We start from the raw sequence: 4,877 nt of genomic DNA, 5'->3' as shown, positions 1-4,877 counted from the left end.
GGTCAGAAAGCGGTCCGGATCGTGTCGGCGCAGCGATTCACCAAGGGGAGACAGCATGGGCGGCGTGATGGACCGGCCGCTGCCCGATGGCAAGAAGCGGTCAATCAGGGGGCCAGCGTCCGATCCACTCGCCCGACATGGGTTGACGCTGCCCGCCCTCGGCATAAGGTTAATCACGACCGGGCGGCTGTGGCTTATCCGCCGCGCCTCTTTCCCTCAGCCACCAAAACCAATGGAGCGCATCATGGCTTTCGAGCTTCCCGCATTGCCCTACGACGTCTCGGCCCTCGCCGGCGCCGGCATGTGCCAAGAAACCCTGGAACTGCATCACGGCAAGCACCACCAGGCCTATGTCACCGCGCTCAACGGCTTCGTTGAGAAGAATCCCGCCCTGCAGGGCAAGTCCCTCGAGGAGATCGTAAAGCTCTCCTATGGCCAGAGCGACCTCGCGCCCGTCTTCAACAATGCCGGCCAGCATTGGAACCACATCCTGTTCTGGAAGAACCTGTCGCCGACCGGCGGCGCCATCCCGGGTGCGCTTGAGAGCAAGCTGAATTCCGATTTCGGCAGCGTCCAGGCGTTCAAGGATGCCTTCAAGGCCGCCGCCATCGGCCAGTTCGGCTCCGGCTGGGCCTGGCTGATCGTTGGCAAGGACGGCAAGCTGAAGGTCACCAAGACCCCGAACGGCTCCAACCCGCTCGCCACCGGCGAGGGCAAGGTGCTGCTCGGCCTCGACGTGTGGGAGCACAGCTACTACCTCGACTTCCGCAACCGTCGCCCGGACTACACCCAGAACTTCCTCGACAAGCTCGCCAATTACGAGTTCGCCGAGGCTGCGCTGAAGGCCGCCTAAGCACCGTAACCGCCCGCCGGTCACCCGACCGGCGGGCGGTGATTTCCGACGGCCCCTCAGGGACATAACGTGGTCGCCCGCACCTCGCTTCGCTTCACCACCGACCCGCTGCACCCGCTGGCGGTGCCGCGTGCGCATTTCACCGAAGCGCTGTCGCGCCTGGCCACGACGGTCTGCGTCGTCGGCGCGGTCGAGCAGGGCGTGCGGCACGGCCGCACCGCCACCGCCGTGATGTCGCTGGCGGCCGAGCCGCCGACCCTCGTCGTGTCGATCGACCGCACCAGCGCGATGGCCGGGGTGATCGAGTTCAGCGAGGGCTTTTCCGTCGCGATGCTGGCCGAGGACCAGGCCGAGATCGCCGACGCCTTCGCCGGCAAGCTGCCGATCCCCCGCTCCGAGCGCTTCACCTTCGGGACCTGGGGCACTTGGCCGTCCAGCCGGCCCAAGCTGGAGGGGGCGGTCGCCAATGTCGATTGCCACCTGATCGGCCTGACCGAGGTGGCGACCCATATCCTGTTCATCGGGCTGGTGACCCAGGTCGAGACGCGCGACGCGTCGCCGCTGCTGTGGGGCCTGCGCCGCTACGCCGGTGTCACTGCGCCGAAGGCCGAGCCCGCCTCCGAGGACTGACGGCTCAAAGGATCACCGGCTCCGGTTCCAGCGCCACGCCATAGGTGTCGCGCACGCTGCGCTGGATCTCCCGCGCCAGGTCGAGGATCTCCGCCCCGGTGGCGCCGCCACGATTGACCAGCACCAGCGCCTGGCGGTCATGCACCGCAGCCCGGCCGACCGCCCGCCCCTTCCAGCCGCAGCGATCGATCAGCCAGCCGGCCGCCAGCTTCACCCGCCCATCCGGCTGGAGATAGCCGACGATGCCCGGGAACGCCCCGGCGAGATCGCCATACTGCGCCGCCGGCACGATCGGGTTCTTGAAGAAGCTGCCGGCATTGCCCGTCACCGCCGGGTCCGGCAGCTTCTGCCGCCGCACCGCGATGACCGCCTCGAAGATCTCCGCCGCGCTGACATCCGGCCGGTCGCCGAACAGCCGCGCCAGGTCGGGATAGCCGGTGACCGGCTGCCAGGGCCGCGGCAGGCGGAAGGTCACCGCGGTGACGACGTAACGGTCCGGCTCGGCCTTGAACAGGCTGTCGCGATAGCTGAAGCGGCAGGCCGTCCGGTCCAGCGTGACGAAGGCGCCGGCCCGGGTGTCGAAGGCGCGCAGGCTGTCGAACCGCTCCTCCAGCTCCACGCCATAGGCGCCGATGTTCTGGATCGGCGCGGCGCCGACCGTGCCGGGGATCAGCGCCAGGTTCTCCAGCCCGGGCCGTCCCTCGGCGATGGTCCAGGCCACCAGCTCATGCCAGACCTCGCCGGCGCCGGCCTCGACCAGCACAGCCTCCGCGGACTCGGAGGCCAGCCGCCGCCCCTTGATCCGCATCAGCAGGGTCAGCCCGTCGAAATCGCCGGTCAGCACCACATTGCTGCCGCCGCCCAGCAGCCGGCGCGGCAGCCCGGCGAAGCGCGGATCGGCCAGCACCGCCGGCACGTCGGCCTCGTCGCGGATCTCCACGGCATAGCGGCTGCGCGCGGCGATGCCGAAGCTGTTGCTGGCCTGCAGCGAATGGTCGGTCAGGACGTCGTACATGGGTCCAGCTTTACGGCGGGGAACGACGGCGGGCAATCGCGGAAACCGTCCTCACACGATCTCGTCGATCAGCTTGGCGATCAGGGCCAGGGTGAAGCTGTCCTTGCTGTCGGCCGTGCGGACGAAGGCGCCGATGCCGCCGATCACCGATTGCCGGTAGTAGCTTTCGAGCCAGTCGTATTCGTCGAGGATGACCAGGGCGTTGACCGTCACATCGGCGGCCTCAGCCGCGTCGCGGGCGACCGACGGGTCGATGCCGGCGTTGGAGAAGCCGTTCGAGACGATGTCGATGGTCCGGCGCGGCGAATCGAAACCGCTGCCCGGGAACAGCGCCAGCGCGTCGAACACGGCGCTGCCGATCGCGGTCGCCCCCGCCTCATCCCCCGCCGGCGCGGCCAGCACCGCCTGGGCGAAGGCCTCGGCGTCGGCCGCGTTGGCCAGGCGGCGCCACGGCACCAGCACCTTGAGGCTGTGCGGCCCGTCGAACCGGGCCAGGGTCACGGCGATGCCGCCGCGGGCCCCGGCCGCGATCGCCGCCTGGACCTTGGGGTCGCGGAAGGCGGCGGCATGGCCGCGCAGCTGGAAGTCGAGCGCGCCGGTGGTGATGCTGGCGGAGGCATCGACCAGCAGCACCAGTTCGAGATCGACCGTCGGCGCCGGTGCAGCCGGGGGCTGCGGCTCCGGCGGGACGGCCGGCGCCTGGGCGAGAGCGAGGGAGGCTCGGCCGAGCAGCAGGCCCGCCAGCGCGCCGGCAAACTGCCGTCGCTTCATGGGGCCAGCGTGGCCAGGAACGGGTCGGCGTCGCGCCAGAAGGCGCTGCGGATGTCGTCGGTTTCCATCAGGATCTCGTGCCGGGCGTCTGGGTAGACGATGACCCGGCAATCGGGCATCCGTTGGGCGACTTGGCGCGAGGCTGTGTTGTCGACCAGCCGCTCCTGCCCGGCCAGCAGCATCAGCACCGGCACGCGGATGCCGGCCGCCGACCGCAGGATCTCGCCTGTCGACCGGAACGCCGCCGCGAGCCAGCCCCAGGTGATGCCGGAGACGCGGTAGTCCGGATGGTCGCGGAACCAGTCGGCCTGGACCCGGTTGCGGACCGGATCGCCCGACAGCAGCCGCGCCGGGTCGAGCAGCCGCTGCGGATCATACGCCGCCTCGCCCAGCGCATAGCGCCGGCCGCGGCCGAAAGCGGCCACCAGCGGCGACAGCAGCCGGGCCGCCCGGCGGGCCGTGGGCAGGGCGATCGGTGCCGTCATCGGCGCGGTCAGGATCGCCCCGGCGGCCAGGTCCGGGCGGGCGGCCAGCAGCCGCAACGCCAGATGGCCGCCCATGGAATGGCCGAGCAGGATCAGCGGCCCTTCGGTCGCCGGCACGACCACCTGGTCGGCCACCGCGGCCGCGTCCCGCACCAGCGGGTCGAAGCTGTCGTAATGGCCGGTCTGGTCGCCCTCCGGCAGGCGGGTCGACAGGCCTTGGCCGCGCCAGTCGAAGCCGAAGACGCGAAAACCGCGGGCGGTCAGCTCGCCCGCGGTTTCGCGGTACTTCTCGATAAACTCGCTGCGGCCGTTCAGGATCAGGACCGTGCCGCGCACCCGCCCGGCCGGGTCCGGCCAGGCACCCCAGCGCAGCCGCACCCCGTCCGGCGTCGTCAGCACGTCGGTCCGGAGGGCGGCGGCCAGGTCCATGGCTTACTCGGCCTTCACTTCGGTGCGCAGGGCCGCCTGGGCCGCGGCCAGGCGGGCGATCGGCACCCGGTAGGGCGAGCAGGAGACGTAGTCGAGCCCGACCGATTCGCAGAAGTGGATCGAGGCTGGGTCGCCGCCATGTTCGCCGCAGATGCCGAGCTTGATGTTGGCCCGGGTCTTGCGGCCGCGTTCGGCGGCGAGCGACACCAGCTCGCCCACCCCGTCACGGTCGATGGTGACGAAGGGGTCCTGCTCCAGGATGCCCGCGCGGGTGTAGTCCGGCAGGAAGGTGCCGGCATCGTCGCGGCTGATGCCAAAGGTGGTCTGGGTCAGGTCGTTGGTGCCGAAGGAGAAAAACTCCGCCGTCTCCGCCAGCTCATGCGCCCTGAGCGCCGCGCGCGGCAGCTCGATCATGGTGCCGATGAGGTAGTCGAGCTTGGCGCCCTTCTCCTTCTCGACCGCGGCGGCGACCCCCACGATCGCGGCCTTGAGGATGTCGAGCTCCTTCTTGGAGAAGGCCAGCGGGATCATGATCTCGGGGATCACGGTCTCCCCGGTCGCGGCCTTGACCTCGACCACCGCCTCGAAGATCGCCCGCGCCTGCATCTCGTAGATCTCCGGGAAAGAGATGCCGAGGCGGCAGCCGCGATGGCCGAGCATCGGGTTGCTCTCATGCAGCTGCGCTGTGCGGTGG

Annotated in this window: 6 protein-coding genes; 2 read left to right on the top strand and 4 right to left on the bottom strand. The window is 70.3% G+C overall.

The window, feature by feature from the left end:
- Nucleotides 1-244: 244 nt before the first annotated feature.
- Both AC3XYG_RS23195 and AC3XYG_RS23190 read left to right on the top strand, forming a co-directional pair.
- Entirely contained in the window at nucleotides 245-853 is a 609-nt protein-coding gene (locus AC3XYG_RS23195) for a superoxide dismutase (RefSeq protein WP_489142232.1), read from the top strand.
- Between the two features lie 69 nt (nucleotides 854-922).
- Nucleotides 923-1,483, top strand: coding sequence for a flavin reductase family protein (locus AC3XYG_RS23190; protein ID WP_489142231.1), 561 nt, complete (start codon nucleotides 923-925; stop codon nucleotides 1,481-1,483).
- A 4-nt stretch (nucleotides 1,484-1,487) separates the two neighbouring features.
- Here the strand turns inward: AC3XYG_RS23190 and murB are convergent, their stop codons facing one another.
- The 4 genes from murB to AC3XYG_RS23170 form a co-directional block, all read right to left on the bottom strand.
- Nucleotides 1,488-2,498 (bottom strand): UDP-N-acetylmuramate dehydrogenase, encoded by a 1,011-nt coding sequence (murB, locus tag AC3XYG_RS23185; RefSeq protein ID WP_489142230.1) that lies wholly within the window; start codon nucleotides 2,496-2,498, stop codon nucleotides 1,488-1,490.
- Nucleotides 2,499-2,549: 51 nt separating this feature from the next.
- Nucleotides 2,550-3,269: a DUF1194 domain-containing protein gene (locus tag AC3XYG_RS23180; protein ID WP_489142229.1), complete on the bottom strand. Its 720-nt coding sequence runs from the start codon at nucleotides 3,267-3,269 to the stop codon at nucleotides 2,550-2,552.
- A complete protein-coding gene (locus tag AC3XYG_RS23175) occupies nucleotides 3,266-4,183 on the bottom strand; it encodes an alpha/beta fold hydrolase (protein WP_489142228.1) in 918 nt (305 codons plus the stop codon). The genes AC3XYG_RS23180 and AC3XYG_RS23175 overlap by 4 nt, the downstream gene beginning before the upstream one ends.
- A 3-nt stretch (nucleotides 4,184-4,186) precedes the next feature.
- Nucleotides 4,187-4,877, bottom strand: a 691-nt coding sequence (locus tag AC3XYG_RS23170; protein WP_489142227.1) for a putative PEP-binding protein, incomplete at its 5' end; no start/stop codon positions are given.

This window comes from Inquilinus sp., assembly GCF_057815775.1.
This window is presented reverse-complemented; position numbering and strand designations above follow the sequence as displayed.

Coding starts and splice junctions, on each gene's coding strand:
- AC3XYG_RS23195 (WP_489142232.1), top strand. CDS start 245: ATGGCTTTCGAGCTTCCCGCATTGCCCTACGACGTCTCGGCCCTCGCC.
- murB (WP_489142230.1), bottom strand. CDS start 2,498: ATGTACGACGTCCTGACCGACCATTCGCTGCAGGCCAGCAACAGCTTC.
- AC3XYG_RS23180 (WP_489142229.1), bottom strand. CDS start 3,269: ATGAAGCGACGGCAGTTTGCCGGCGCGCTGGCGGGCCTGCTGCTCGGC.
- AC3XYG_RS23175 (WP_489142228.1), bottom strand. CDS start 4,183: ATGGACCTGGCCGCCGCCCTCCGGACCGACGTGCTGACGACGCCGGAC.